This is a genomic window from Pseudomonas benzenivorans, assembly GCF_024397895.1.
GTDB classification, from domain to species: domain Bacteria; phylum Pseudomonadota; class Gammaproteobacteria; order Pseudomonadales; family Pseudomonadaceae; genus Aquipseudomonas; species Aquipseudomonas benzenivorans_A.
The window spans coordinates 457,252-483,313 of sequence record NZ_CP073346.1; the positions used below are offsets into that span (position 1 = coordinate 457,252).

21 protein-coding genes and 1 tRNA gene are annotated in these 26,062 nt (G+C 60.7%); 4 read left to right on the plus strand and 18 right to left on the minus strand.

Going from position 1 to position 26,062, the window contains the following annotated elements; translation table 11 throughout:
* Positions 1 to 71 precede the first annotated feature (71 nt).
* From benB to KDW96_RS02020, 8 genes are all read right to left on the minus strand, one after another.
* Positions 72 to 560 carry a benzoate 1,2-dioxygenase small subunit gene (benB, locus tag KDW96_RS01985; protein ID WP_255838721.1) on the minus strand — a complete coding sequence of 163 codons (489 nt, stop codon included), beginning with the start codon at positions 558 to 560 and terminating at the stop codon, positions 72 to 74.
* Entirely contained in the window at positions 560 to 1,918 is a 1,359-nt protein-coding gene (gene benA, locus KDW96_RS01990; protein ID WP_255838722.1) for a benzoate 1,2-dioxygenase large subunit, read from the minus strand. Before benA ends, benB begins: the two co-directional genes overlap by 1 nt.
* Positions 1,919 to 2,155: 237 nt before the next feature.
* A complete protein-coding gene (locus KDW96_RS01995; protein ID WP_255838723.1) occupies positions 2,156 to 3,106 on the minus strand; it encodes an AraC family transcriptional regulator in 951 nt (316 codons plus the stop codon).
* 226 nt (positions 3,107 to 3,332) lie between these two features.
* Positions 3,333 to 4,178 (minus strand): IclR family transcriptional regulator, encoded by an 846-nt coding sequence (locus tag KDW96_RS02000; protein ID WP_255838724.1) that lies wholly within the window; start codon positions 4,176 to 4,178, stop codon positions 3,333 to 3,335.
* Between the two features lie 390 nt (positions 4,179 to 4,568).
* Positions 4,569 to 5,339 carry a substrate-binding periplasmic protein gene (locus KDW96_RS02005; RefSeq protein WP_255838725.1) on the minus strand — a complete coding sequence of 257 codons (771 nt, stop codon included), beginning with the start codon at positions 5,337 to 5,339 and terminating at the stop codon, positions 4,569 to 4,571.
* A gap of 152 nt (positions 5,340 to 5,491) precedes the next feature.
* On the minus strand, positions 5,492 to 6,661 hold the full coding sequence (locus KDW96_RS02010) for an OprD family porin (protein ID WP_370295490.1): 1,170 nt from the start codon (positions 6,659 to 6,661) through the stop codon (positions 5,492 to 5,494).
* Positions 6,662 to 6,880: 219 nt separating this feature from the next.
* Positions 6,881 to 8,236, minus strand: coding sequence for an MFS transporter (locus tag KDW96_RS02015; protein WP_255838727.1), 1,356 nt, complete (start codon positions 8,234 to 8,236; stop codon positions 6,881 to 6,883).
* A 58-nt stretch (positions 8,237 to 8,294) separates the two neighbouring features.
* On the minus strand, positions 8,295 to 9,503 hold the full coding sequence (locus tag KDW96_RS02020) for a M20 aminoacylase family protein (protein ID WP_255838728.1): 1,209 nt from the start codon (positions 9,501 to 9,503) through the stop codon (positions 8,295 to 8,297).
* A gap of 80 nt (positions 9,504 to 9,583) precedes the next feature.
* On the opposite strand from KDW96_RS02020, the gene KDW96_RS02025 reads away from it, so the two are divergent.
* The gene (locus tag KDW96_RS02025) at positions 9,584 to 10,474 is read left to right on the plus strand and encodes a LysR substrate-binding domain-containing protein (protein ID WP_255838729.1); all 891 of its coding nucleotides are present in this window, start codon (positions 9,584 to 9,586) and stop codon (positions 10,472 to 10,474) included.
* 154 nt (positions 10,475 to 10,628) lie between these two features.
* On the opposite strand, the gene creA is transcribed toward KDW96_RS02025, so the two are convergent.
* The 3 genes from creA to KDW96_RS02040 form a co-directional block, all read right to left on the minus strand.
* Entirely contained in the window at positions 10,629 to 11,837 is a 1,209-nt protein-coding gene (creA, locus tag KDW96_RS02030; protein ID WP_255838730.1) for a creatinase, read from the minus strand.
* Positions 11,838 to 12,192: 355 nt separating this feature from the next.
* Entirely contained in the window at positions 12,193 to 13,200 is a 1,008-nt protein-coding gene (locus KDW96_RS02035) for a GlxA family transcriptional regulator (RefSeq protein ID WP_255838731.1), read from the minus strand.
* A 70-nt stretch (positions 13,201 to 13,270) separates the two neighbouring features.
* Entirely contained in the window at positions 13,271 to 14,650 is a 1,380-nt protein-coding gene (locus KDW96_RS02040) for an L-serine ammonia-lyase (RefSeq protein ID WP_255838732.1), read from the minus strand.
* A gap of 217 nt (positions 14,651 to 14,867) precedes the next feature.
* Between KDW96_RS02040 and KDW96_RS02045 the strand changes: the two genes are divergently transcribed.
* Positions 14,868 to 14,993 carry a hypothetical protein gene (locus KDW96_RS02045; protein WP_255838733.1) on the plus strand — a complete coding sequence of 42 codons (126 nt, stop codon included), beginning with the start codon at positions 14,868 to 14,870 and terminating at the stop codon, positions 14,991 to 14,993.
* Between the two features lie 429 nt (positions 14,994 to 15,422).
* Here KDW96_RS02045 and KDW96_RS02050 read toward each other — a convergent pair.
* A tRNA-Val gene (locus KDW96_RS02050) sits at positions 15,423 to 15,499 on the minus strand.
* Positions 15,500 to 15,684: 185 nt separating this feature from the next.
* On the opposite strand from KDW96_RS02050, the gene KDW96_RS02055 reads away from it, so the two are divergent.
* Positions 15,685 to 16,968, plus strand: coding sequence for an NAD(P)/FAD-dependent oxidoreductase (locus KDW96_RS02055; RefSeq protein WP_255838734.1), 1,284 nt, complete (start codon positions 15,685 to 15,687; stop codon positions 16,966 to 16,968).
* 55 nt (positions 16,969 to 17,023) lie between these two features.
* Here KDW96_RS02055 and KDW96_RS02060 read toward each other — a convergent pair whose 3' ends face one another.
* The 4 genes from KDW96_RS02060 to KDW96_RS02075 form a co-directional block, all read right to left on the minus strand.
* Positions 17,024 to 17,995, minus strand: a complete 972-nt coding sequence (locus KDW96_RS02060) for a PA2778 family cysteine peptidase (protein WP_255838735.1) — start codon at positions 17,993 to 17,995, stop codon at positions 17,024 to 17,026.
* Positions 17,980 to 18,381, minus strand: coding sequence for a PA2779 family protein (locus KDW96_RS02065; protein WP_255838736.1), 402 nt, complete (start codon positions 18,379 to 18,381; stop codon positions 17,980 to 17,982). Before KDW96_RS02065 ends, KDW96_RS02060 begins: the two co-directional genes overlap by 16 nt.
* A gap of 653 nt (positions 18,382 to 19,034) precedes the next feature.
* A complete protein-coding gene (locus KDW96_RS02070) occupies positions 19,035 to 20,018 on the minus strand; it encodes an oxidoreductase (RefSeq protein WP_255838737.1) in 984 nt (327 codons plus the stop codon).
* A 40-nt stretch (positions 20,019 to 20,058) separates the two neighbouring features.
* Positions 20,059 to 21,705 (minus strand): acetate--CoA ligase, encoded by a 1,647-nt coding sequence (locus KDW96_RS02075; RefSeq protein ID WP_255838738.1) that lies wholly within the window; start codon positions 21,703 to 21,705, stop codon positions 20,059 to 20,061.
* A 155-nt stretch (positions 21,706 to 21,860) separates the two neighbouring features.
* Here KDW96_RS02075 and KDW96_RS02080 point away from each other — a divergent pair, with 155 nt between their 5' ends.
* Complete coding sequence (locus KDW96_RS02080; protein ID WP_255838739.1) at positions 21,861 to 22,742, plus strand: LysR family transcriptional regulator; 882 nt, start codon at positions 21,861 to 21,863, stop codon at positions 22,740 to 22,742.
* 191 nt (positions 22,743 to 22,933) lie between these two features.
* On the opposite strand, the gene KDW96_RS02085 is transcribed toward KDW96_RS02080, so the two are convergent.
* The gene (locus KDW96_RS02085) at positions 22,934 to 23,926 is read right to left on the minus strand and encodes a zinc-binding dehydrogenase (protein ID WP_255838740.1); all 993 of its coding nucleotides are present in this window, start codon (positions 23,924 to 23,926) and stop codon (positions 22,934 to 22,936) included.
* A 483-nt stretch (positions 23,927 to 24,409) separates the two neighbouring features.
* On the minus strand, positions 24,410 to 26,059 hold the full coding sequence (locus KDW96_RS02090; RefSeq protein WP_255838742.1) for a BCCT family transporter: 1,650 nt from the start codon (positions 26,057 to 26,059) through the stop codon (positions 24,410 to 24,412).
* Positions 26,060 to 26,062 lie beyond the last annotated feature (3 nt).

A 26,062-nucleotide genomic window follows, 5' to 3' on the forward strand; every position in this document is an offset into this window, starting at 1 on the left:
CTCGCCCCTGACGGGAAGGCAATAGGCCTCCCTGCCTCAGATGCGCGCCTGCGCCGGCTCCGAACGGGTAATCAGATGTGGTAGACGTCGATGACCTGACGCACGTAATCGTTCTTCAGCACCACCTTCTTGGCCTTGATCAGCGGGCTGTCGCCGCGCACGTCGAGGGTGTAGAAACTGGTTCCGAAGTAGCTGTCCACCGTCTTGTAGCGGAAGCTCAGGGTGTGCCAGTTGAAGCGCAGCTTGCACAGCCCCTCGGCCTGCTCGAGGATCTCGATGTTGCTGATGTTGTGCGAGGTGCGGGTGTCCGGCATGGTGGCGCTGGAGCGCTCGGTCTTGATGCGGAAGACCCGGTCCTCCAGACCGCCACGGCTGCCGTACCAGATCAGCGAGATTTCGCTTTGCGGGTCCTCGGTCAGCTCGTCGTTATCGTCCCAGGACGGCATCCAGAAACTGGCGTCGGCCGCGTACAGCTCCAGCCAGCTGTCCCACTCCTTGTCGTCCAGGTAGCGCGCTTCGCGGTAGAGAAAGTCGCGCACGGCGTCATAGGAAATGCTCATCACACGCCCTCCACAGGAATCAGTTGCGCTTGTTCCTTGCGCAGCGCCTCGATCATGGTCCGCTGCCAGTACTGGTGCTGCAGCACGAACAGGCCTTCATCCTCGGTGCGCACACCTGAGAGCAGCGGTTTCAGCTCGATTTCCTCGGCGGCCTGATCGGCGCCCTCGATCCAGTGCTCGGCACCGCGCGACATGTCGTTCCAGCCGCGGCTGCCCTGATAACCCAGCTGGCAGGAGCGGAACTCCTCCAGATCGTCCGGGGTGGCCATGCCGCTGACGTTGAAGAAATCTTCGTACTGGCGGATGCGGCGGCTGCGGGCATCGCTGCTCTCGCCCTTGGGCGCGATGCAGTAGATGGTGATCTCGGTCTTGTCCACGGAGATCGGCCGGGCGATGCGGATCTGCGAGCTGAACTGGTCCATCAGGTAGACGTTCGGGTACAGGCACAGATTGCGCGAGTTCTCGATCATCCAGTTGGCCCGGGCCTGGCCGAACTCGCCGGCCAGCTCGTCGCGGCGCTCGTACAGCGGACGGTCCTCGGGGTTGGCCCAGCGGGTCCAGAGCAGAAGATGGCCCTTGTCGAAGGAGTAGAAGCCGCCGCCGTTCTTGGCCCAGCTGCCGGCGCTCATGGTCTTGATCTCTTCGCCGGACTCGCGCTGCTTGCGCTGCTGCTGGGTGGCGGCGTAGTTCCAGTGCACGGAGCTGACGTGATAGCCATCGGCACCGTTCTCGGCGGTCAGTTTCCAGTTGCCCTCATAGATGTAGCTGCTCGAGCCGCGCAGCACTTCCAGGCCATCGGCCGACTGGTCGACGATCATGTCGATGATCTTCGCCGACTCGCCGAGGTGCTCGACCAGCGGTGGCACGTCCGGATTCAGACTGCCGAACAGGAAACCGCGATAGGACTCGAAGCGCGCGACCTTGGTCAGGTCGTGGGAGCCTTCGCAGTTGAAGCTCGACGGATAGCCGGCCTCCTTGGGATCCTTGACCTTGAGCAGCTTGCCGGAGTTGTTGAAGGTCCAGCCGTGGAACGGGCAGGTATAGGAGGCCTTGTTGCCGGTCTTGTGCCGGCAGAGCATGGCGCCACGGTGGCTGCAGGCGTTGAGGAAGGCGTTCAGCTCACCGTCCTTGTTGCGCGCGATGAAGATCGGCTGGCGCCCCATGGTGGTGGTGAGGTAGTCGTTCTTCTCGGGGATCTGGCTCTCGTGAGCGAGGTACAGCCAGTTGCCCTCGAAGATGTGCTTCATCTCCAGATCGAACAACCGGGGATCGGTGAACATCTCCCGCTTGCAGCGGTAGATGCCCTTGTCCTTGTCTTCTTCAAGCAGGCTATTGAGGTATTCGAATCCCAGGGTCATGGCCGTGGCTCCGTTGTTATTGTTTCAACGTGGTTAAGGCTACGAGCCCGGCTTGTCGGACAATATCCGCTTTGTGCACGACCGTTATCCGTTTTCTGCAGGTTGCAGAAAATGGCTATCCCGGCAGGCGAACGGACACGCGAAAGCCGCCAGGGCCGCGCACGCGGAGGGCTCTGGGATGTTTCAGGGGATGGGGGAAAGCAGGGACACCGGCGCGAGAGCGCGCCGGGTCGATAATCAGCCGCGCCGGCGCAGGGTGTCCGACGGCAGTTCGCCGAAGCTGTTCTTGTAGCTCTCGGAGAAACGGCCTAGGTGTGTGAAACCGTAGTCCAGGGCGATCTCGGTGACGCTGCGCACGTGGCAGCTCGGGTCGCTCAGGCAGCTGTGAATGCGCGCCAGCTTGCGCTCGCGCACGTACTGCTTGGGTGTGCTGCCGGAGTGGCGCTCGAACAGCGCATAGAGCGAACGCAGGCTGATCTGCGCGCAGGCGGCCAGGTGTTCGGCGCTGATGTCCTGCTTGAGGTTGTTTTCGATGTACTCGATCAGGTGCTCGAAGGGCGCGGCCTGGGGCAACGGCAACTCGCGGCAGAGATTGCTGCCGAGCTGGGTCAGCAACTTGCTGGCGATGATGCGGCTGTAGTGCTCCTGGGTCTGCAGGGCGTTGTCGTCCGCCTCGGCCTCCAGGCACACCAGACCGAGCAGGCGGGTCAGGCTCTCCAGCTCCTGCAGGCTGTAGAGGTTGCGGGTGAAGTGGATGCCCTGCTCCGGAATCCGCCAGCGCTGCTCTTCGCATGCCGCCTGCAGCAGACTGACCGGCAGCTTGACGATGAACTTCTCGCAGTCATCGGAATAGGTCAGGTCGACCGGATCGTCGGGGTTGATCAGCAGCAATTCGCCAGGGGCGAGGAAGTGCTCATCGTGATGCTGGCGCCACAGGCAGTGGCCCTTGAGCAGAATCTGCAGATGGTAGATGGTCTCCAGGGCCTCGGAGGTGACCCGCGCACTGCCGCCATAGCTGATCCGGCACAGGTCCAAACTGGCGAACTTGCGGTGACTGAGACTCGCCGCCACGCCGCCCTTGCTCGGCAGCTGGATGCAATGGTGCCCCACGTGCTGGTTGACGTAACCCGACACGGCGTAAGGGTCGGCATGGTCGAACACCATGCTTTTATCACTCAGAAGCAGCATTCACGCAGTACCTGATTATTGTTTTGTTGTTGCTTTAGTGAGGCGCACGATCATCCGTGCGTTGCGCCAACTGATATTTTTCGAGTGTATGCAATACACGGCTGACAACTCGACTAATGGACAAACGGCCGTGGCAGCGATGGCGGCTCCGCACCATAAGTAACCCGCGAAGATTGCGTCAATTCGTCACGACGGATTGGGGGCGATTATCGAGCCCCACTCTCATTCAGAGCGGCGGAAACAACTGGCCACTCAGCTCACGGCTGGCATTAAGCATTATCGGCAGGTAGCGCTTTTCCAGCTCGTTCACCGACACCCGCCCGGCATGGGTGCTGACATTCATCGCTGCCAGCACATGGCCGGCCGAGTCCTGTACCGGCACGGCCAACGAACGCAGCCCCTGCTCCAGTTCCTGATCGACGATGCACCAGCCCTGCTGGCGAACCTGCTGCAGGCAGGACCAGAGGTCCTCCGGGGTATGCAGGGTGCGGCTGGTTTTGGGCTGCAGTTCGGCATGATTGAGGTAGTCGCGCAGGCTGTCGTCATCCAGGGCGGCCAGCAAGACGCGGCCCATGGAGGTGCAGTAGGCCGGCAGGCGACTGCCGACGCTCAGGTCCACCGAGATCAAGCGCTGAGGAATCGCCGAGCGGGCGATATAGAGCACCTGCTCCCCCTCCAGGGTGGCCAGGTTGCAGGCCTCGTGCAGCTGCTCGCTGAGGCGGTCGAGGTAGGGCTGCGCCGACACCGCCAATGGCGTGGAGGACAGGTAGGCGTGGCCCAGGGTCAGCACCTTCGGCAGCAGCGAGTAGGTGCGCCCATCGGTGGTGGCGTAACCCAGCTGCATGAGGGTGTACAGGCAACGGCGCACGGCGGCGCGGGGAATGTCCGTGCGATGGCTGATCTGAGCGATGGTCAGGTGGCGCTTGCGCTCCTGGAAGGCGCTGATCACCGCCAGGCCGCGCGCCAGGGACGCCATGAAATTCGGATCGCCGGCGAATTCGGCAATCCGCTGGGCCGGTGACACGTAGGGCGGCGGCGCAAGAGGCGTGTGGATCGGTCGCGTTTCACTCATAAAGTCTCCGGGATAACGCAGGAGCATATTTCGAGCGATTATCGAACCAAAGTTCGATAATCGCAATTGCCTCGTTTCAGCGAGCTGGTAATCTTGCCCTCGCCCAATCCTGCGATTGTTGCGGTCAGGTACTCATCGCGGACTGGGCAGGGTTCTGCCCACGAAGCGGAACTCTTTCCTCCAGCCGGTCCACGCCCCGGCGAAGGTAGAAGTGCCCCCCGCCCCAGGTCGAATGTCGCTCTGAAGCGGGGGGCGCCGCTACCCACCTAATCGGCCCGAGAACGCCTGGCACTCTGCCTGGACATGCCATCTGCCCGTCGCCGCCGATACTCGCATCAGCAGCCTGCTCCCGCTGAGCTGCCACCAAGACCTCAAGCGGCCGCAAGCGGCTCAGGGCGGCGCCCGCAACCCCGGCATCTCCGCACCTGGCAACCACTTGTGGTGGATCGTCGCGAAACTGCCATCGCGCTTCATGCCATCCAGCTCCTCCTGCCAGCGAGCGACCACAGACGGATCGGTTTCAGGAGAGAAAGCGATGTAGCTATAGCTGCGCAGGAAACTGAACAGCAGCTTTACCTCGTCGTCGCGCAATCCACCGCGGGCCAGGTACGCGGGGAGTCCGAGGTTGTCCATTACCATCAGTTTCACCCGCCTGTGCTTGAGCATCTGCACCACCATGTCCGGCCCGGGGACCGGATGCAGATTGGTGAACCCCTCGGCAAGCAACAATTGGTGGCTGTACCACTCACGGGGGATGGCTATCTGGCCGTGATGGCGGGCGTCTTCCAGAGTGTCGATGCGCGGTGTGAAATCGTTGAGCCCATAGAAACCGGTGCTGTTTACGGTGATCGGCCCCACCCACTGGAACAGAGGCTCGCGCTCGGCGGTACGCATGGCAACAAAGACCCCGGCGTTGGGCCGGGTGCGCGCTTCCCGATAGGCGCGCGCCCAGGGAACCACCTCCAGGCTGATCGGCTGGCCGCTGCGCCGCGCCAGTTCGCGCACCACCTCTACCGCCATACCAGCCGGCTCGCCGGCGACACTGAAGTTCACCGGCGGATACTCCTGGGAATACAGCCGCAGCGGTTCGCCCGAAAGCGGCGGCGCCAGCCACAGCCCCAGCAAAAGGACCGACAGGCAGCAATGCAGTAAGGAGCGCAAGCCTATGCCCTCTCCGGATGACAATGGCTGTAGCTTAGCCCTGGGTTGTGCGCAGCATCGTTCAGGCGCCCACCGGCATCCATTTTCAAGCGAAGGACGATTCTGCCGAAGCACACAGAGCCCCCCTCATCCACCCAATCCGGCTACGCGCATTACCAGAGCGCCAAGCTGTAGCCCAGGATCAGCCGGTTCTCGTCGATATCCGTCGCGAGCCCATTACCCGATCTGAAGCTCACATTGCGCCAGCGCAGGCTCAAGCCCTTCAGGGCGCCGCTCTGCACGACGTAGGCCAGGTCGGTGTCGCGTTCCCACTCCTCGCCGCTGCGACCAGCCGCGGTCCTGGCATTGCGACCATCCACGTAGCGGGTCATGAACGTCAGCCCGGGGATACCCTGGGCGGCGAAGTCGTAGTCATAGCGGAGCTGCCAGGACTCCTCCCCGGCGCGGGTGAAGTCGTTCAGGGTCACCAGGTTGACGACGTAGGCGGCTCCGCCGTTGAGGTAGGGAAAGGCACTATCACCGGACAAGGATTGCCAGGCGGCGCTGACCTTGTGGGCGCCATGGCCGAGGCTGAGCATACCGTTGAGATTGCGGTTGTCGATCTCCCCCGCACGCTGCCGGCCATCGCCGCGGCTGTCGAAATAGCGGATATCGCTGCGCAAGCTGAAGCCACCGGGCAGCGAATGGTTATGGACCAGGCCGAGGTAATGCTGGCGGTAGATCTCATCGAGCTGACCATAGTAGTAGCTTACGGCCAGCTGGGGATTGATTGCGTAGCTGCCCCCAGCAAAATCAAAGGCATCGCTGCTGGCTCTGCCATAGCCGATCTCGTCGCGCCCGGATGAGTCGCGCAGATTGCTGCGAGTCAGCCGGCCGCCGTCGAGGGTCAGTCCCTCGATTTCCTGGGACGTGAGCATGCCGCCCTGGAAGGTCGATGGGAGCAAACGGGTATCGTTGTAGATGGCAATCGGCAGCCATGGCTGCAGGGTCCCCAGACGCAACACGCTCTTCGAGGCGCGCAGCTTGGCGGTCAAGCCCAGCTCGCTGTAGTCGTCCACCGGCTCCTTGCTGGCGGGATCGAAGGGCAACAGCCCAGTGCCACGACGATCGCGACTGGAATCCAGCTTGACCCCCAACTCGCCAATGGCGTCGAGGCCGACGCCTACCGGGCCTTCAGTGAAGCCAGACTCGAACCGGGCGATGAAGCCCTGCCCCCACTCTGCAGCTTTCGACTGGCGCGCCGACTCCTGGCGGAAATCGCGGTTGAGGTAGAAGTTTCTGAGTTCCAGGCTGGCCTTGCTGTCGTCGATGACGCCCGCCATGGCCACGGTGGCCGTCAGCAGGCACGGCAGAACGAACAGACTCGCGAGTTGGCGCGAGCCAAGCAATAGGATGAGGTTCATTGTTTTTATTCCGACAGGTGATTTTCTGGACGGCGCCAATCCTTGGCGCTTCGGATCGCGATGGCGGCGCATGCGCTTCAAGCCATTCGAGGCGGCTAACACCTCAGCCTCCGCCACCGAAAGGTCGATGGCTCGCCCCTACAGGCTTTGAGCGCTCACATGATTGGAGGGCACGGCGGCCTGGCTCGGTTGCACCGGATCACCATCATCGACGACCGCGAGACGAGCCTCGTGGGTGCGGTCGACCAGAAAGAAGGCGGCAACCAGGCCCAGGGCCGCAGCAAAGATCACATAGAACACCGGCGCGATGGCCAGACCGGTGGTATGGATCAGCCAGGTCACGATGAACTGGGCAAAACCGCCGAAAATCATCACCGCCAGGTTGTAGGCGAGCGCAAGACCGGTGGAACGCACGCCGGCGGGGAACTGCTCGGCCATCGCCGCGGATATTGGCCCGAAGTACGCGGCCAGCAGCGTGCACAGTACGACCTGCATGGTCATCAGGCGAGCGAAGGACGGTGCCGCATGGACCCAGCTGAACAAGGGATACAGGGCGACAAGCAGACTGGCGGTCGCGGCGATGATCAGGGCTTTGCGGCCAAGCCGGTCGGACAGCGCGCCGAATACCGGCATCAGCAGCGTCATCAGGGCGACGGCAATGACCTGGGCGGTAAAGGCGTCGGTCAGCGGCAGGTTCAGTTGCCGATTGGCGAAGGTCGGCATGTAGACAAGGATCACGTAGAAGCCGACGGTGCCGCACACGGTGAGGCCCATGACGGTAATCACCTCGCGCAGATGATTACGCAGCATGCGGGCGAGCGACTGCTTTTCCCTGGGGACCTGCTGAGCTTCGAGGAAGGCACTGGTTTCCGACAGGTGGCGGCGCATCCAAAGACCGACCGGGCCGATGATCAGGCCGATGATGAAGGGGATGCGCCAGCCCCAGGAGTCAAGCGCCTCCGGCGTCAGTCCGTTGGTAACCAGTGCGGTAATGGCGGCGCCACAGAACACCGCCAGGCCCTGGCCGAACATCTGCCAGGAGCCGTAGAGTCCGCGGCGGTTGGCCGGCGCGCTCTCGATCAGGAAGGAGGTGGCACTGGCGAATTCGCCGCCGGTGGCGAAGCCCTGCAGCAGGCGGGCGAGCACGATGAGCATTGGTGCGGCGACACCGATCGCGGCATAAGGCGGGGCGAAGGCGATCATCGCGATGGACACCGTCATCATGCCGATGATCAGCTGCAGCGCGGCCTTGCGCCCCCTGCGGTCGGCGTAGATGCCGAGCAGAATGCCGCCGACCGGACGCATGAAGAAGCCGACGCCGAATGTCGCCGTGGCCATGAGTAGCGAGCTGTATTCACTCTCGCTGGGAAAGAACAGGCGCGAAATCACCACGGCGAGGAAGCCGAAGACGATGAAGTCGTACCATTCCAGCGCGTTGCCGATCACGGCTGCGATAACCTGGTGCTTGGGGGGGGCCGCTTTTTGCCTACTCATGATGTCATCTCCACGATAGAGCTTACTTGTTGTTATGAAAGCGAGTGACGACAGCTATTCACTCACCGAAGAACCGCTCCCCTAGCGCCACCCAGAAGGCCGCGCCAGGTACCAAACAGTCGTCGTTGAAGTCGTAATGAGGGTTGTGCACGCTGCACGGGCCGAGGTGCTCGCCACCGCCGAAACCGTTGTCGCCGTTGCCGATGAGCAGGTAGCAACCCGGTACCCGCTGCAGGATGAAGGCGAAATCTTCGCTCCCACTTAACGGTGGGGCGTTCTCAACGACTCGGGCATCGCCCACCAGTTCGCGCGCCACCTCGGCGGCGAGCTGCGTTTCCCGCACGCTGTTGACCAGGACCGGATAGCCGCGCTCGTAATGCACTTCGCTGGCAACGCCGAAGGCGGCTGCCTGGCCTTCGACCAGGGTGCGAATACGTGCCTCGAGCAGATCGCGCACCTCCGGCCGCAGGGCCCGCACGCTCAGCTCCATCTCGGCCGTTTCGGGAATCACGTTGTAGGTTTTGCCCGCCTCGATGCGGCCCACGCTGATGACCGCCGCGTCGTTCGGGTCGATGTTGCGGCCGACGATGGCCTGCAGAGCGAGTACGGTCGCAGCGGCGGGCAGCATCGGATCCACGGCAAGGTGCGGCAAAGCACCATGCCCACCCTTGCCATTGAAACGGATCAGTACCCTGTCGGAGGAAGCCATGAAGGACCCCGCCCGAAAGCGGAAGTGGCCAGTCGGGACACCCGGGTAGTTGTGCATTGCGAACACCGCGTCGCAGGGAAAGCGCTCGAGCAGCCCCTCGTCGAGCATGCGCCGTGCTCCGCCGCCGCCACCCAGTTCTTCGGCCGGCTGAAATATCAGGTTCAACGTACCGCTGCCCGGAAGCCGTCCCTCCCGGTGCATGCGCGCGAAGACTTGCGCCGCGCCAAGTAGCATCGTGGTGTGGCCATCATGGCCACAGGCATGCATCTGCCCTGGTGTCTGGCTCGCCCATGGCAGGCCGGTCAGTTCCTGTATCGGCAACGCGTCCATGTCGGCACGCAGGCCGAGGCGCGGCCCGCCCTCGCCCCAGCGCAGGATCCCGACCACGCCGGTCACCGCGATGCCGCAGTGCACCTCGTAGCCCCACTGCGTCAGGCACTCAGCCACCAGACGGCTCGTCGCAAACTCGCTGAAGCCGAGCTCAGGATGCTGATGAATGGTGCGCCGCCAGGACTTCATCGCGGCTTCATTGGGTAGATCGAGATCGAATGTATTCATGAGCCGATAATAGAATTTGCAGTGATCTACGTAAGGCAGTACTTTTTCCTAGGTGACAACCAAATGGAATCATCTTCGCCATGAAGGACCATCAGCTCAAAGCCCTCATCCAAGTTGCCGAGTCAGGCTCCATCCGCGCGGCAGCACGGGCGATGAACCTGAGCCAGAGTGCGCTGACAAAGGCCTTGCGCGAGCTCGAGGAGGACGTCGGCGCGGAGTTGCTTACACGCAGCTACAAGGGCATCGACTTCACGCCCGCGGGACAGGCGCTGCTGGTTCGCGCGCGCCTGGCACACGCCACACTCGATAAGGCACGAGAGGAAATCCGCGCCTTGCGCGGTGGTGCCGGGGCACGCGTAGCCGTTGCGCTCACACCGCTCGTGGCCGCGACGGTCCTACCCCCGATCCTGGCCGAGTTCCGCCGCACGCAACCGGATGCCACCCTGAGCCTCGAGGAGGGGCTGCTGACCCAAGCGCTACCGGGCCTGCTAGAAGGCCGACTCGACTTCGCCGTCGCCCTGGCCAACCCGCGCGACTTGCCCTACGAAGTGATCTTCGAACCTTTGGCCGATGTCCATGCCGCGCCTACCGGTCGTCTCGGACACCCGCTGGCGGGCGCTGAGACATGGGCAGAACTCAAGGATGCAAGCTGGGTGCTGAACCTCAGCGACGGGAGCATGGGCAACCACTTCTTGCGATGGCTGGCGGCCAATGGCATCGACGCGCCCAGGAACTTAATGTCCTGTGCCTCGCTGACCCTCATGCTCGAACTGATGCGCCGTACCGACTACATAGGCTTCGGCCCGAAAACGCTGCTCAGCGACCCCTTGTTTGGTGCTGGTCTGCAGCAGTTTTCTGTCGCGCCCCTGCCCCCGCCTATGTCACTTGGCATCCTGAGCCTGCGCGGCGTTCCCTTGGCGACGTCGGCGAAAGTGCTGGCGGGCCTGTTCGCCCGCCGCCTTCGCGGCTGACATCGGTTCGGGCCCATTCGGGCACGAGGAGAAAGGATCGACGACTGGAACTGCGGAGCACCTAAGGGAACAGGGCGCATCGGTCATTACTCCTTTGCGCCTTGTAATCCAGGAACGTTGCAAGCAGGCGGCGTTGCACCGCCTGAAACGAGCGTTATTTGCGGATGATGTTCTTCTCCGGCCCGTACGGGAACTTGGTGATGTTCTCCGCGCCCTGCTCGTTGACGATCAGGATGTCGTGCTCGCGGTAGCCACCAGCACCCGGACGACCTTCCGGCAGCATGATCATCGGCTCCATGGACACCACCATGCCCGGCTGCAGCACCGTGTCGATGTCCTCGCGCAGCTCCAGCCCGGCTTCGCGGCCGTAGTAGTGGCTGAGGGTGCCGAAGGAGTGGCCGTAGCCGAAGGTGCGGTACTGCAGCAGGTCGTGCTTGAGGAAGATCTCGTTCAGCTCACGGGCGATATCGCTGCAGCGCATGCCCGGCTTGATCAGCTTGAGACCCGCCTCGTGCACTTCGACGTTGGCCAGCCACAGACGCAGGTGGTCGTCGGAGCAGTGGTCGAGGAACAGGGTGCGCTCCAGCGCGGTGTAGTAGCCGGCGATCATCGGGAAGCAGTTCAGGCTGAGGATGTCGCCCTTGTTCACCTTGCGGGTGGTCACCGGGTTGTGCGCGCCGTCGGTGTTGATGCCGGACTGGAACCAGGTCCAGGTGTCCATCAGCTCGACGTCCGGGAAGGTGCGGGCGATCTCGCGCACCATGGCCTGGGTGGCATGCAGGGCCACTTCGTACTCCGGCACCTGGTCACGCAGCGCTACGACGGCGGCGCCACCGATGTCGGCGATGCGCGCACCGTGACGGATCATCTCGTGCTCTTCGGCGGACTTGATCATGCGCATGCCCATGCACGGGGCAGCGATGTCGACCAGCTCGGCGTCCGGGTAGCGGTCGGCCAGCTTGGCGCGGTTCTGCAGGTTGATGTGGTCGTACTCGATGCCGATGCGGCGTGCCTTCGGCAGCGCCTGCTGGATGGCGACGAAGTAGTTGTCGCGCTGCCAGTCGGTGTAGACGATGTTGTCGGTGCCGGCGGTGCGGCGCCACGGCTGGCCACCGTCGATGTTGGCGCTGATGCTGACCACCGCGTCCTGGGTCACCACCAGGGCGTAGGGACGACCGAAGGAGCAGAACAGGAAGTCGCTGTAGTAGTTGATGTTGTGGTACGAGGTGAAGACCGCGGCGTCGATGTCCTGGGCGGCCATGTGGGCGCGCAGTTTGGCCTGGCGGTTGGCATACTCCTGGGCGGAGAAGGTGGAGTTGACCTTTTCGCCGTTCTGAATCCGGATCGTCTTGGGCATCTGCATGGCGTGAATCCTTTTTGTTTTCCAGTGACTCGATTCGCCGGTTTGGCGAGCCGTTGGAAAGCATTGCACCAGATGCACTTCTGCCATTTTTGTACGTTTCCGACCCGAAATTGGTCAGATCCGCTGCGCCTGCCTGGCTCGGTTCATTTGTGCAAGGCGCTCCCAAGCCCGGCCTTGGCGATCAGGGCGCTGGCGAGCTTCTCAGCTCGTCCACGCCGCTTCCGGGCTCCGTTTAGGCGCCAGCAGGAAAGCCAAGGGCCACCGGTTTCCACTCCCCTTCCAAATTTCCACACGCGCAAAAAAAACCCGTCCTGAGCGGGCACAGGACGGGCAAAAAAATCGATTGTCGCGCGGTTCAGTGCATGGCCACGCTCAAGCGCGGCGAACGATCTTGTCGCTCGCCACTTGGGGCTGACCCGAAGTGCTCGCGATAGCACTTGGAGAAATGCTGCGCGGAAATAAAGCCACAACTTACCGCGATGTTCGATATTGGCAGAGCCGTCTGCTTCAGCAGCTGTCGCGCCTGCAGCAAACGCAACTTCAGGTAGTATCGCGACGGGGAACAGTGCATGTACTGGCAGAAGAGTCGCTCAAGCTGCCGTCTGGATAAACCGACGAAATTGGCCAGCTTTTCCAGCTCGATAGGCTTCTCGAGATTCGCTTCCATCAACCCGATCGCCTCCTGCAACTTCGGTTGAGAGCCGCCCAACGTCTGCCGTAACGTCAATCTTTGTGGCACTTGCTCACTGCGAATACGCTCCAGCACCAGCGTTTCACTGATCGCCTCGGCCAAGACAGGACCATGACTGCGCATGATCAACTGCAGCATCAAGTCTGCCCCGTCGCTGCCGTTCCCCGCGGTGTAGCGGTCACGATCCAGAACGAAATGCTGGGTACTGAGGACAATGCCGGGAAAGGCTTCCTGCAGATCGACCCGGTACTCCCAGCTTGTGCAGCATTCATAACCGTCCAGCAGACCGGCGTTGGCCAGAAGCCAACTGCCAGAACCCAGGCTACCCAGGTGGGTGCCTAGATCGGCGTGCCGCTGAAGCAGGCGAATCTGTTCTGGATCGCAGCGGCGCTGGATGTTCTCCGCGCCACAGATGATCAACGCATCCAGATCGTCCTCGGACGTGGCGGCGCCATCCGGCGATACCAGCATGCCGCTATTGGCGCGCACCGGTCGGCCATCCATCGTCAGGGTTCGCCAGCGATACAGGTTGCTGCCGGAAAATTGATTGGCCCGGCGCAACGGTTCCAACACCGCGGCCAGCGTGATGAGGCTGAAATTGTCGGTGAGCAAGAAGCCGATCGACTGGATCGCAACCTCAGCCGGCTGCTTCAGCGCCTGGTAAGCGGACATGGGGGTATCTCCTCGGCAACGGCCTGGCAATGGAGCTTCAATCGGCTCACTAACGAATGAATAGCGGGGCTCAGCACTCGACCGCGCTGACCGCCAGGCCACCGCGCGAGGTTTCCTTGTACTTGTCGTGCATGTCGGCACCGGTATCGCGCATGGTGCGGATCACCCGGTCGAGGGAGATGAAGTGCTCGCCATCGCCGCGCAGGGCCATCTGCGCCGCGTTGATCGCCTTCACCGCGGCGATCGCGTTGCGCTCGATGCACGGCACCTGGACCAGGCCGCCGACCGGGTCGCAGGTCAGTCCGAGGTTGTGCTCCAGGCCGATCTCGGCGGCGTTCTCCAGCTGCTCCGGGGTGGCGCCGAGGATCTCGGCCAGGCCCGCGGCGGCCATCGCACAGGCCGACCCGACCTCGCCCTGGCAGCCCACTTCGGCGCCGGAGATCGAGGCGTTCTTCTTGCACAGGATGCCCACGGCCGCGGCCGCCAGCAGGTAGTCGACCACGTCGGCCTCGCTCACCGCCGGGCTGAAGCGCACGTAGTAGTGCAGCACCGCCGGGATGATCCCGGCCGCGCCGTTGGTCGGCGCGGTGACCATGCGCCCGCCGGCGGCGTTTTCCTCGTTCACCGCCAGGGCGAACAGGTTGACCCACTCCATGCCGCTCAGGGTCGAGCCGATCACGTTGGGCTTGCTCATTTCCTGCAGGCTGCGGTGCAGCTTGGCCGCGCGGCGCTTGACGTTGAGGCCGCCAGGCAGGATGCCCTCGTGCTTCAGGCCGTTGTCCACGCAGTCGCGCATGGCCTGCCACAGGCGCATCAGACCGGTGCGGATCTCCGCCTCGCTGCGCCAGGCCTTTTCGTTCTCCATCATCAGCTGGGACACGCGCAGGCCGTGCTGCTTGCACAGGCGCAGCAGCTCGTCACCGCTGGAGAAGTCGTAGGGCAGCCGGGCGCTATCCTGGTCGAGCTGACCGGCGCTGGCCTGCTCGGCGTCGACCACGAAGCCGCCACCGATCGAATAGTAGGTGTCGCCGTGCAGTTCGCGGCCTTCGCCGCAGAACGCGGTCAGGGTCATGGCGTTGGGGTGATAGGGCAGGTTCTCGTCCAGCAGCAGCATGTCGCGCTGCCAGTCGAAGGCCACCGGCAGGCGGCCGTCCAGTTGCAACTGGCCACTCTCGCGCAGCGCCTCGATGCGCGCGCCGATCTGGCTCGGGTCGATGCTGTCCGGCCACTCGCCCATCAGCCCTATGATCACCGCGTTGTCGCTGCCGTGGCCGACCCCGGTGGCCGACAGCGAGCCGTACAGGCGCACTTCGACGCGGCCCACGCGCTCGAGCATGCGCCGCTCGCGCAGGGCGCCGACGAACAATGCCGCGGCACGCATGGGGCCAACAGTATGGGAGCTGGAAGGCCCGATACCGATCTTGAACAGGTCGAACACACTAATGGACATAACCGAATCCTCTGCCGCTTGCGCACCCTGAGGTGCGTGCAATACGAAGGATTGTGGGCTGCCCCGGAACAGAAAAACTGTCTAACCTCGACCCGAAGTTGCTCGGCTTCGTCGCCCTTTGGGCGAGCTTAGGTCATGCGAACACTGACAAGCTATCCGCCTGGCACTGGTCCGCTCCCGCTCGCCCGAGAACATCGAGACCTGATGAAACGACGCCATGGACCTTAAGGAAAAAACTCAAAAGATTTCACCAGGCAAAAACCAAAACTACACCAACCCGAACCACCTGGAAATCGGTAGGGGCAGCGCCCTGCGCGATGGCCCCAAAGAGGGCCTGGCATGATCGCTCGCCTGTCCATACCTGATTCTAGAGCTCGTAAGCGTGAGCAGCTGAACGCTAAACGCCAATGGAATGCGGTGACCGAGGACTATCTGTCCAAGGCGTTCAAGATGGCCCGAGATGGATCGAGAACCTATGACGCCATGCCTAAAGCAGAGTGTCCAATATTTCACGAGATACGAGCGCGGGTGCTTGGCTTTACAGGCAGCAGGGTTACCCGCAGGAATACACACAAGCGTTGCAGAGCCATGCCGATGTAAAGATGACCGATGAGTACCGAAAGGGGGCCAAAAAGGAGGGAGAGAAATTTATGCAGGCGAGCGCCGAACTGAAGGCCTGAGTCGCCACTGCGTTACCTCAAAATATTCCCAAACGAAAAAAGGCGATCCTTGCGGATCGCCTTTTTTACCCCCGCGCTAGACGGGATCGAATTGGTAGGCACAATTGGATTCGAACCAACGACCCCCACCATGTCAAGGTGGTGCTCTAACCAACTGAGCTATGTGCCTTCGATGGGTGCGCATTCTACGGAGCCGCCAAAAAGAGTCAACACCTTTTTTCGCTAACTAACTGAAAAAATGAATTTTTTGCCACACTCCGCTACGTTTAATATTTTGCACAGCCTACTAGCCGAGTATTTTCAACTCCGGTAGCATCGAACCATTCGTAAAAAATATAAAACAGAGGATGCAAAATGGCGCACACGGCATATCCACAATCCTATTACGCCGCCTCAGCAAATCCCGTCCCCGCCCGCCCGGAGCTGAACGGCGAAGTAGAGACCGATGTCTGCATAGTCGGTGCTGGCTATACCGGCCTGTCCACGGCCCTGTTCCTACTGGAGAGCGGCTTCAAGGTGAGCATCGTCGAAGCCGCCAAAGTCGGCTTCGGCGCCTCGGGCCGTAACGGCGGTCAGATCGTCAACAGCTACAGTCGCGACATCGATGTCATCGAGCGCACCGTCGGTCCCAAGCAGGCCCAGTTGCTGGGACAGATGGCCTTCGAGGGCGGACGCATCATTCGTGAGCGCGTCGCCAAGTACAACATCCAGTGCGACCTAAAGGACGGCGGCGTGTTCGCGGCCATCACCGGCAAGCAGATGGACCACCTGGAATCACAGAAGAAGCTGTGGGAGCGCTACGGTCATACCCAGCTGGAGCTGATGGATGCCAAGCGCATTCGCGAGGTGGTGGCCACCGACAACTACATCGGCGGCATGCTCGACATGAGCGGCGGCCATATTCATCCGCTCAATCTGGCCCTCGGCGAGGCGGCCGCTGTCGAATCCCTGGGGGGCGTGATCTACGAACAGTCCCCGGCCATTCGTATCGAGCGCGGCGCCAACCCTGTGGTGCACACACCTCAAGGGCGCGTCAAAGCCAAGTTCGTGGTGGTCGCCGGTAACGCCTACCTCGGCAACCTGATCCCTGAGCTCTCGGCCAAATCGATGCCCTGCGGCACCCAGGTCATCACCACCGAACCGCTATCGGATGAACTGGCCAGCAACCTGCTGCCGCAGGACTACTGCGTGGAAGACTGCAACTACCTGCTCGACTACTATCGCCTGTCCGGCGACAAGCGCCTGATCTTCGGCGGCGGCGTGGTCTACGGTGCCCGCGACCCGGCCAACATCGAGTCGATCATCCGACCGAAGATGCTCAAGACCTTTCCGCAACTGAAGGATGTGAAGATCGACTTCGCCTGGACCGGCAACTTCCTGCTGACCCTGTCGCGCCTGCCTCAGGTCGGTCGCCTCGGCGACAACATCTACTACTCGCAAGGCTGCAGCGGCCACGGCGTGACTTACACCCACGTGGCCGGCAAGGTCCTGGCGGAGGCCCTGCGCGGTCAGGCCGAGCGCTTCGATGCCTTTGCCGAACTGCCCCACTACCCCTTCCCTGGTGGCCAGCTGTTCCGCGTGCCATTCACCGCCATGGGCGCCTGGTACTACAGCCTGCGCGACCGACTCGGCGTCTGATCGACCACACACAGCAAAACGGCGCCAATTGGCGCCGTTTTGCATTTAGCCGCAGTCACTGCGCCAACGGACAAACCGGTGGCGCAACGCACTGCTCCGCCGTCCCCGACGCCTGACCAACCGTATCCTTGAAACGGCGCTCCTCCGGTGCCAGACGCCTAGCACAACTCAGCGCCTGCTCCGCTCCCTGCCGACAGCCGCGCTCACCCAGCACCTGCGAAAGATTGAACCAGCCCGCGGCAAAATCCGGTTGACGCTCCAGGCTGGTGCGCAGCGCATGCTCGGCCCCGAGCTTGTCGCCACCGTTGTAGCGGCTGTTGGCCAAGGCGAACCATGCCAGGGACTGTTCCGGCCACTGCCGGGTGGCCGTACGGTAGGCGCTCTGCGCCGCCGCGTCATGGCCGGTCTCTTCCAGGTCGCTGGCCGCCTGGAGCCATGGATGCAACTCTGGCCGCGCCGGTAGCTGGTCCGCCGGCAGGGTCAGCACCGCCCAGCGCCCGCCACGCGCCCAGGTGCTGTCGAAGCTGGCAAAACTGGTCAGCCAGCGGCGTTCGGTGCCGGAGCGCAGAATCAGGGTGCGCTCGCGGCGGTCGAAGCCGACCAGCACGGCGAAATGCCAACGGGGGTACCAATCGAGTGCAAGGTTCTGCAGAACCAGCACCGGATTGCCCGCCGCCACTTCCGCCAACAAGGCATCCAGGCGCGGCTCGAGGGGATACACCAGCAGGTCATGAGCACGCGCGGCCGCCACCATCTCGACCTGCAGACTGCCCTCGCGACCAGGAATGAACACTCGCTCCTTGAGCGCTCCGGGACCGGTCAGCACCCCGCGGTGGTTGAGCATGGTCGCCAGCGCTGCTGGACCGCATTGGTAGGCGCTCTGCGGGAAGAACGGCACATTGCTCAGCTCCACCCGCTCAGGAAGACGCGAGGTCTCCGGCAGCAACACCGGAGACCTCGCGCATGCACCCAGCAGAACTACTAACAAGAAAGGAAGGTAGTGCCAGCCACTCAACGATTTATGCATTTCACGAAACTGAAGATATTGGTGGCGCAGAGCATATCCGTGATGATGAAGATCACCAAGAACAGCACGATGATCCCAACCACGCCGCTCCCTGCCGGAGCCTCCTGCAGCTGCTGATTGAACTGCGCCAGCTCGGCGTTGGTCAGGCTGTTGATGCGATCCTCAACCTGCGCTGGCTCCACGCCCATGGCCTCGAGCTTCTTCTGTACCCCCTGATCTTCCAGCATGCCCAGCAGCTGCTGACGGTCGACCTGCTGCTGTTGCGTGGCCAGCACCTCGCTGGTGCCGATCATGGCCGCATTGGCCAGTGGAACCTGGGCGACCATAAGCAGATGGAAAACCGCCAGGGCGGCGGCCAAACGACGAAACAGAGAATGCTTGCACATAGCGGTCATCTCCAAAGGCGGTCATGCCACGCACCGGGCGGTACGAAAGGCGTCTTTCTCAGCATAGACAACCTACGCGTAATGAAACCTGCCAGTAGCAGCAGCTGCCGGCCATCGGCCGCCCGCAGAACCTGATAGGCACAGTTAGGCGAAGGGGCGCGCCCGAGAGCCCGGAAGTTTCAACAACTTCCCCCTCAAGACACCGCGCTGGCACACCGATAGGCTGCAACATTCAGCACTGGGATTGCTGGTAAACTCGCCGCCCCGGCCGCTTTCCCTGACCATCGAAAGACCGCCGATGAGTGAATTACCTGCAGCACGCCTACCAGCAGCAGGCACGCCAGCAGAACCCAGATGATGAAGATGCCCGAAGAACAAGCCAAAGCGCAGCCCAAAACAGCCACAGAAGTGTCTCGCCGCTTCTCCGTGGCGCCGATGATGGATGGGAAGGTTAAAAGTCTCTAAGGACTGAAAATACTGGGCTGCTGGCCCATCCTCTTGGCGCTCGTACCACTTTTTTACCACCCCCCTCCGTTGACCGCTATTGGCCTCAACGCCATACACTGGGCCCTACCCCAACTAAGCAACTCTCTCTTGGGGCGGATACACCCAGCTCCGGCTCCGCCCCGTCCTGTGTCACTCGCGGTGGCAACTCATGAACGCAGGTCAACAAGTACACGCCCTGTCACGCCTCCTGATAACAACTTCCTGCTGCATTCCGTTAGCGACTCCAAGGCAATGGTTTCAGTCAATGAGTCCAACAGACTGAGAGGCATGGTTTCTGCGAGTCGCTTCCATACGTGCAAGCGACGCTGCTTGGGTTGGCGGACTGACTCTATACCCACCAACCTTAACCCCCGCAGGATGAATGGCATTAGCGTTGTCGAAAGCTGCGGGCTGGCCGCGAGGCCGCAGCAGGTCACAACACCACCTTCCGCGGTTTCGGCCAATATCCTCGACAGTGCCGAACCGCCCACACAATCAATCGCACCTGCCCACTTCTGGCTCTCTAGAGGCCTAGCCAGTGCCGCCATGTCCTCGCGAGGAACAACCTCGGTAGCGCCCAACTTCCTGAGGTAATCGTGGTTCTCCTGACGCCCGGTGACAGCCGCAACGTGATAGCCAAGGGCGCTCAAAAGGGCAACCGCTATGCTGCCCACCCCGCCACTTGCCCCCGTTACCACCACCGGTCCACTCGACGGCAGAACATGGCCCTCTTCCAGCTCCAGAATGCTCAGCATGGCGGTTACACCGGCGGTTCCAAGCGCCATCGCCTGCTGCAAGGTCAATCCCACCGGAAGCTTCACCAGCCAGTCTGCCGGAACCCACGCTCTTTGTGCATATCCGCCGAAGTGGCTTACGCCAGCCTCCCACCCGGTCGACACGACTGCATCGCCCTCGCAATAATCCGGCGAAGACGACTGCAGCACAGTTCCGGAAAAGTCCACCCCAGGCACCAACGGGAACTTTCGAACAATCTTTCCCTGGCCGGTAACGGCCAAGGCATCCTTGTAATTCAGGCCGGAATAATCGACCTGCACTAATACACCTTCGCCAGAAAGGTCGCTGTCCTTCAGCTGCACTAGTTCGGCTGTATGCGCACCATCGACTTGAGAAACAAGCAACGCCTTGAACATGCACTCCCCCTAATCAGAGTTCTCGTAGCCCAAGCCGGCGCTAAACGGGCTCGGCCAGAGCGCCTGAGAACTGCTCTGTGTATATTTTTCTCAAGTCTGCACGTCGGATCTTCCCGGTGGATGTGACGGAGAAGTCGCGTACAAACGTAATGAATTTCGGGTAGCAATGCGCGGCCAGACGTTGCTTCACGAAGGCTTGCAACTCATCTTTCAGCCTCTGGTCGGCCTCAATGCCATCGCGCAGACGAACAAAAGCCACGATCGCTTCCCCGCTACGCTCATCAGGCACACCGATGACTCCGGCCTCGGCCACCTTGTCATGGGCCGCCAGTTGATTCTCCACCTCATCAGGTCCCACGCGCAGTCCGTTGACCATGATCAAGTCGTCCAGACGGCCGTAGTAATAGAGATAGCCCTGATCGTCCAACATGCCGCGATCTCCGCTGCGCAGCCAACCATTGATAATCCTGTCCGCCGTTTTCTGCGGCTGATTCCAATAGCCAAGCATATTGGTCGGATCGTCATACCAGATTGCTATTTCGCCAGTTACACCAGGCTGCAGTGGCTGCCCCTCGCTGTCGATGATGCAAACCCTCTTGCCGGGCGTAATGCGCCCCACGGAATTCGCAGGCGCCTCATAGAGGCTGGTACAACACACAGATGTCTGGTTGGACTCGGTCAGGCCGAACTCATCGTTCACCGGCGCATTGAAGATAACCTGCGCCCACTTCAATACCTCAGGTGCCAGTGCCTCGCCGCCCGTCATGATTGCCCGAACGTGCAGCTCGAGCTTTTCGTTGGAACGCTCGGCCCTCATTTTTCTTAGAACCGCGGTCGCCAGGTAGGGACAGGTCACTCGATGGCGCTGCATCAGTTGGTAGCTACGCCGAACCGAAAACCGGCCAGGACTCGCAACCAGTGGGTGACCAAAATAGAGTGCTGGAAATACCACATCACCCAGGGAGCCCAGCCACGACCAGTCTGAGGCAGTCCAAAATACGTCGGCATTCTTCGGCGCCATCTCAAAGCCCAGCTGGAAGCAAGGCAGGTGGCCGTTGACGATTCTGTGACCATGCAAGGCGCCCTTGGGATTACCCGTGGTGCCCGATGTGTAGAAAATCAGGGCTGGCTGGTTGGCCTCAGTCTGCACAGGCTCCAATTCATCGCCAGAATCAAGCAGCAGCTCGTCGAAATCCAGCTCATGGCCTTCGGCCTGCTGATGAATGACTGCCCGGTGTACTACCGAGGGGAGATCCAGGCCGTTTAGCTTGTCGGCCCCCGAGCGATCTGTAATCACCAGAGATGCAGCACAGTCGTTGATTCTGAATGACAGCCCGTCGCCGGTATACAAGCCTGCGATAGGTACGGAAATGGCGCCCAACTTAAATATGGCCAGATGGCTGACCAGCGCCTCTACGTCCTGACCAAGGATAATGACTACACGATCCCCTCTGTTGATGCCAAGCTTGCGTAGCCGGCAGGCCAAGTTGTCCGATAGTTGCTTGAGAGCAGCGAAAGTGAAGCGTCGAACGCCCCGCTCGGAATCCTCAATGACCGCGGTGCCCAGAGGTGTCGTGCGGGCGTGCCGATCGCAGATGAGCTCTGCAATATTGATATGCTTGGGAACATCCCACACGAAATCATTGAAAAGCCGCTCATAGGACAGCACGCCTGGCTGAATAAGCACCGCACCACCTCACTAACTAGGTTAACTGCATTAAGATGTGAACCGCCCAGCGGCATCGCGTTATAGCTTTTCAAACCACTTGTTTTTTTGGAAGCGACAATTTCCTATATGGTCTATCGAAAGCGTCGATAGCGTCACCTAGACAGGATCAACACGTGCATATCTCACAAATCAGAACCTTCCTTGAGGTTGCCGAAACTGGCTCGATAATAAAATCGGCGAACCATTTGCACATCACCCAGTCAACTGCGAGCAGCCGCATCCAACAACTTGAGCAGGAGCTCAACCAGAAGCTTTTCATTCGCTCTCACTCCGGCGTTCAGCTATCGCCGGCCGGCCTTCGTTTTCAGCCCTACGCGCTTCGCCTTCTACAAACCTGGCAACAGGCGCATCAGGACATGGGCTTGCCGGATGGTTTCAAGGGGTTGTTCAGCCTGGCCATACAAGCGACTGTATGGGATCGCTTCAGCCGGCCATGGATAACATGGATGAAAACCAACGTTCCAGACTATGTCTTGCGAGTCGAGGCCGACTGGTCTCAACGAATGATCCATAACTTGTCTGACGGTTATCTGGATCTCATTCTCACCTCGGTTCCGCACACCGTGCCGGGACTGAAAATCGAGAAACTCATGGATGATCCACTAATATTGGTGTCTTCTTGCGCGGCTACGTTATCGGAAAGTTTGAGTCAGAACTACATCTATATCGACTGGGGCCCGCACTTCAACCAGCAGCATAACCTGGCCTTCAGCACTATAAGTACGCCCACCCTGACGGTGGGGCTAAGCGACCTCGCCCTGCAAATAATTTACCGTGAAGGGGGTTCCGCCTACCTACCCCAGAGAGCCGTGCAGGCACAGATAAATCAGGGCACGCTGTACCCAGTTAGCGAAGCACCGCAACTCAATGCACCGCTCTACCTTATGTACCCCGAGCAACACCATAATCCGGAAGTTTTACACATGGGCTTGAACGGCCTACGCGTATTGGCTGAGTCAATGCGTGAAGCGCCCCCTACCGACACTTGTACATAAGCCAATACTTGCCGACGCGCGACCATGCCAGCCCTAGGCTGATCCAGCACTTCAAGCTGCGACTTGGGAAGCCTTGAGGCGCCCGTGAATCGTACCGACAAACTACTGCTGGGCAAGACAGCCGCCTACTTTCAAAAAGAGTCAGCTTTCTATATCAACATCAACGCCCTACCCGAATGGCAGTCGCCTCTTCAGACCTCACGACCCAATGGCGGCGGTACCAGGACAAAGTTACCAGTATGTTTTTTTTCCAAGAACTCTCGTTGCGCATCTGCAATACGCTCAAGAGGAAATACCTTCGCCACAAGAGGCCGAAGCTCGCCGCGCTCAATGTAAGAAATCAGGTTTTGAAATACAGGCTCGTCCCAAGCGGTGCTACCTATCAGTGTCAGATCCTTCAAATAGAGGGTGCGCATATCGAGAGTCACCAGCGGGCCACCGATTGCCCCCGAAGACACATATCGCCCGCCTCGCTTGAGCACCTGCAGCAAACCGCCGAATCCAGTGCCCGCAACATTATCAATAACGATGTCCACCGACTCCTCACCGAGACAGGCCACAACATCAGCGTTTCGATCGATGACCCGATCCGCGCCAATGGCGAGTACCTGCTCCGCCTTGGCCTTGGCTGCAATCGCCGTCACCTTGGCGCCCCTGCGCTTGGCCAGCTGCACTGCGGCAGAGCCAACGCCACCAGAAGCACCGGCGACCAGCACGTGCATGCCACTTACCACCTGACCACGGTGCAGCATGTTCTCCGCCGTTCCATAGGCACAGGGAATCGTGGCGAGTTCCACATCGCTCCAGTCGCATGCCACCGGGAACACCTCGTCGGCACGCACCTTAACAAACTCGGCGAAAGTGCCATCGAAATCAGAACCCATCCAGATGGTTTCCGTAGATGCGAAGCCAGACTTACGCATGCAGGCACGCACCAGGACGCGCAAACCAATGGTGCGCTCATCGCCCCCCGGCGCGACGGCAACTATTCGCCCACAGCAATCGGTGCCCTGAATGAACGGAAACGGCGTAGCCTCATTCCAACCTCCGTCTGCTTTAGGGGTCAACTTATCCTCGGCAGTGACTGCTGACTCTGTGCCAGAAGTAACTGAGGAAGAGTACCAGCCGACGCGAGTGTTGATTTCCGTATTATTGATACCGGCGGCCAGAACTTGCAGCAACACCTCACCTGGACCTAGCTCCGGTAGCCTAACCGTACGGCACTGAAGTTGCTCGTATCCGCCGCTGCCCATGGTCACAACAGCCTTCATAGTGCGCCCAGAACTCGATGGATCAAACCGGTCTTGTTTAGGCATTGAATCCCATGTTTCACTCGTCATAGGCCCGCCTCAGGTTCCTTATAGCCTCGCGCACTCACAAAGTGCTGTTTAAAAAATCCAGGGTCATATACTCACCCGCGCCATATCCGACCTCGACACATCACGGCGAACTCCTGACCAACTACCACTCGCGGCAAAGCTCTGCGCGATGGACAGTATCTAAGGCCGATAGCGGAGAGGCGCAACCGGAAAAGTCCCTAGGCTTCCAAAGCTGACCTGAGGGCATTCAGAAACCCGAATGCCCCTGCCGTTTATACCGTGTAGTTGGGAACTGCTTGTATCTGCTACAGCACCCAGCCATCGGCCCAACGTATTTTCAGGTGTTCGCTATATGGTCTTGCCAGTCGCGCCCGTCTCGAAAATCGCTGCCTTGGCATAAACAGCCTCGCTCTGGGCAACAGTGACCGCTATAACCTCATGCTCCTTGAGCACATGATGGGCCGGCTCCAGTCGGCGGCCATGATCCTCTTTCAACATGCGCATAAATGAGAAGACCAACATGGCCATGAGGAACAACATCGGCAAGGCGAGCACGATACTGGATGACTGCACGGCCTTAAGTCCGCCCATCAGCAACATGGCGACCGCAGCGACCCCCAACACGACAGCCCAGAGAATTCTATTCCAACGGGCTGGCTCCTCGTCCCCGGTCAGTTTCTCCGAACTGATAGAAGCCAGAACGTAGGCCGACGAGTCCATCGTGGTCGCGGTGAATACGAGGAACAAGACGATGAAGGCCAGAATAAACAGGCCGGACAGCGGCTGAGCCTTGACTACAGCGACGATGGTCGCCGGCAGGCCGCCCTCGGCCAATATAGCCGACAGTTCCAGAGCGCCACTGGTTTCAGCATGAATGGCATAGCCGCCCCAAACGGCGAAGAAGATCCAGGAGCCGAGGCTGCCATAGGTAAACCCGTAAAGAATCAGCTCACGCACCGTACGACCTTTGGAAATACGAGCTACAAACAGTCCGACCATCGGAGCGTATGCAAGCCACCAAGCCCAGTAGAAGACAGTCCAGGCTTGCGGATAACCGCCTTTGTCAACCGGGTCAGTCCAGAGGCTCATATGCAGAAAGTTGTTTGCGAGCAGCCCAAGGCTGTTGGTGGTCAGGTCCAGGATAAACAGCGTAGGACCGGTGACAAATACCAGTGCGAGCAATACCAATGCAAGGACAGTATTGATCTGGCTAAGAATCTTGATGCCCTTGGAGAGTCCCCGATACACGCTCCAGGTGAAAATTGCGGTCCAGAGTACAAGCACGGAAATCTGCAAGCCGAAAGAGTCTGCGACCCCGAGTGCTTCGCTGAACAATGCTGACAACACAGGAACCGAAAGCCCCAGCGTGGTGGCAGTGCCGCCCAGAATACTCAGGATGACCAGGATATCGATAACCTTGCCAATAGGGCCGTAAGCCTTGTCACCAAGAATGCCTACACAGGCCTCACTGATCCTGAAAAGATTGCAGCGCTTCACATAGACCATGTACGCAATGGGCAGTGCCGGCATCAAGTAGATTGCGTAAGGGACCAGTCCCCAATGAAAGAACGAATACATGACTGCCCACTCGGCCGCCATATTGCTGCCAGCCTCGATCCCTAGGGCCGGGCCTTGCATAAAGTAGAGTGGCTCGGCGAAGGCCCAATTCATGATGGATGAACCCATACCGGCGCAGAACATCATCGCCAGCCAACTGAACTTAGAGTAGTCCGGTTTGTCTTCCTCACGCCCCAAGCGGACCATCCCGTAACGTCCCAAAGCTAACCACAGCATGAATGTGAACAGTGCAAAGGCACCCAGCAAATATAACCAGCCCATCTGCTTGGTGATAATACCAATCAAATCACCTGCTACTTTCCCGGCCATCTCCGGATTCATACAAATCGGTACCAGCAACCCGATTATCACCACCATTGCGGGCACAAATATTTGCAAGTCGATCTTGGGCGAACGTGTTACACCAGATTGTATTGTCATTGT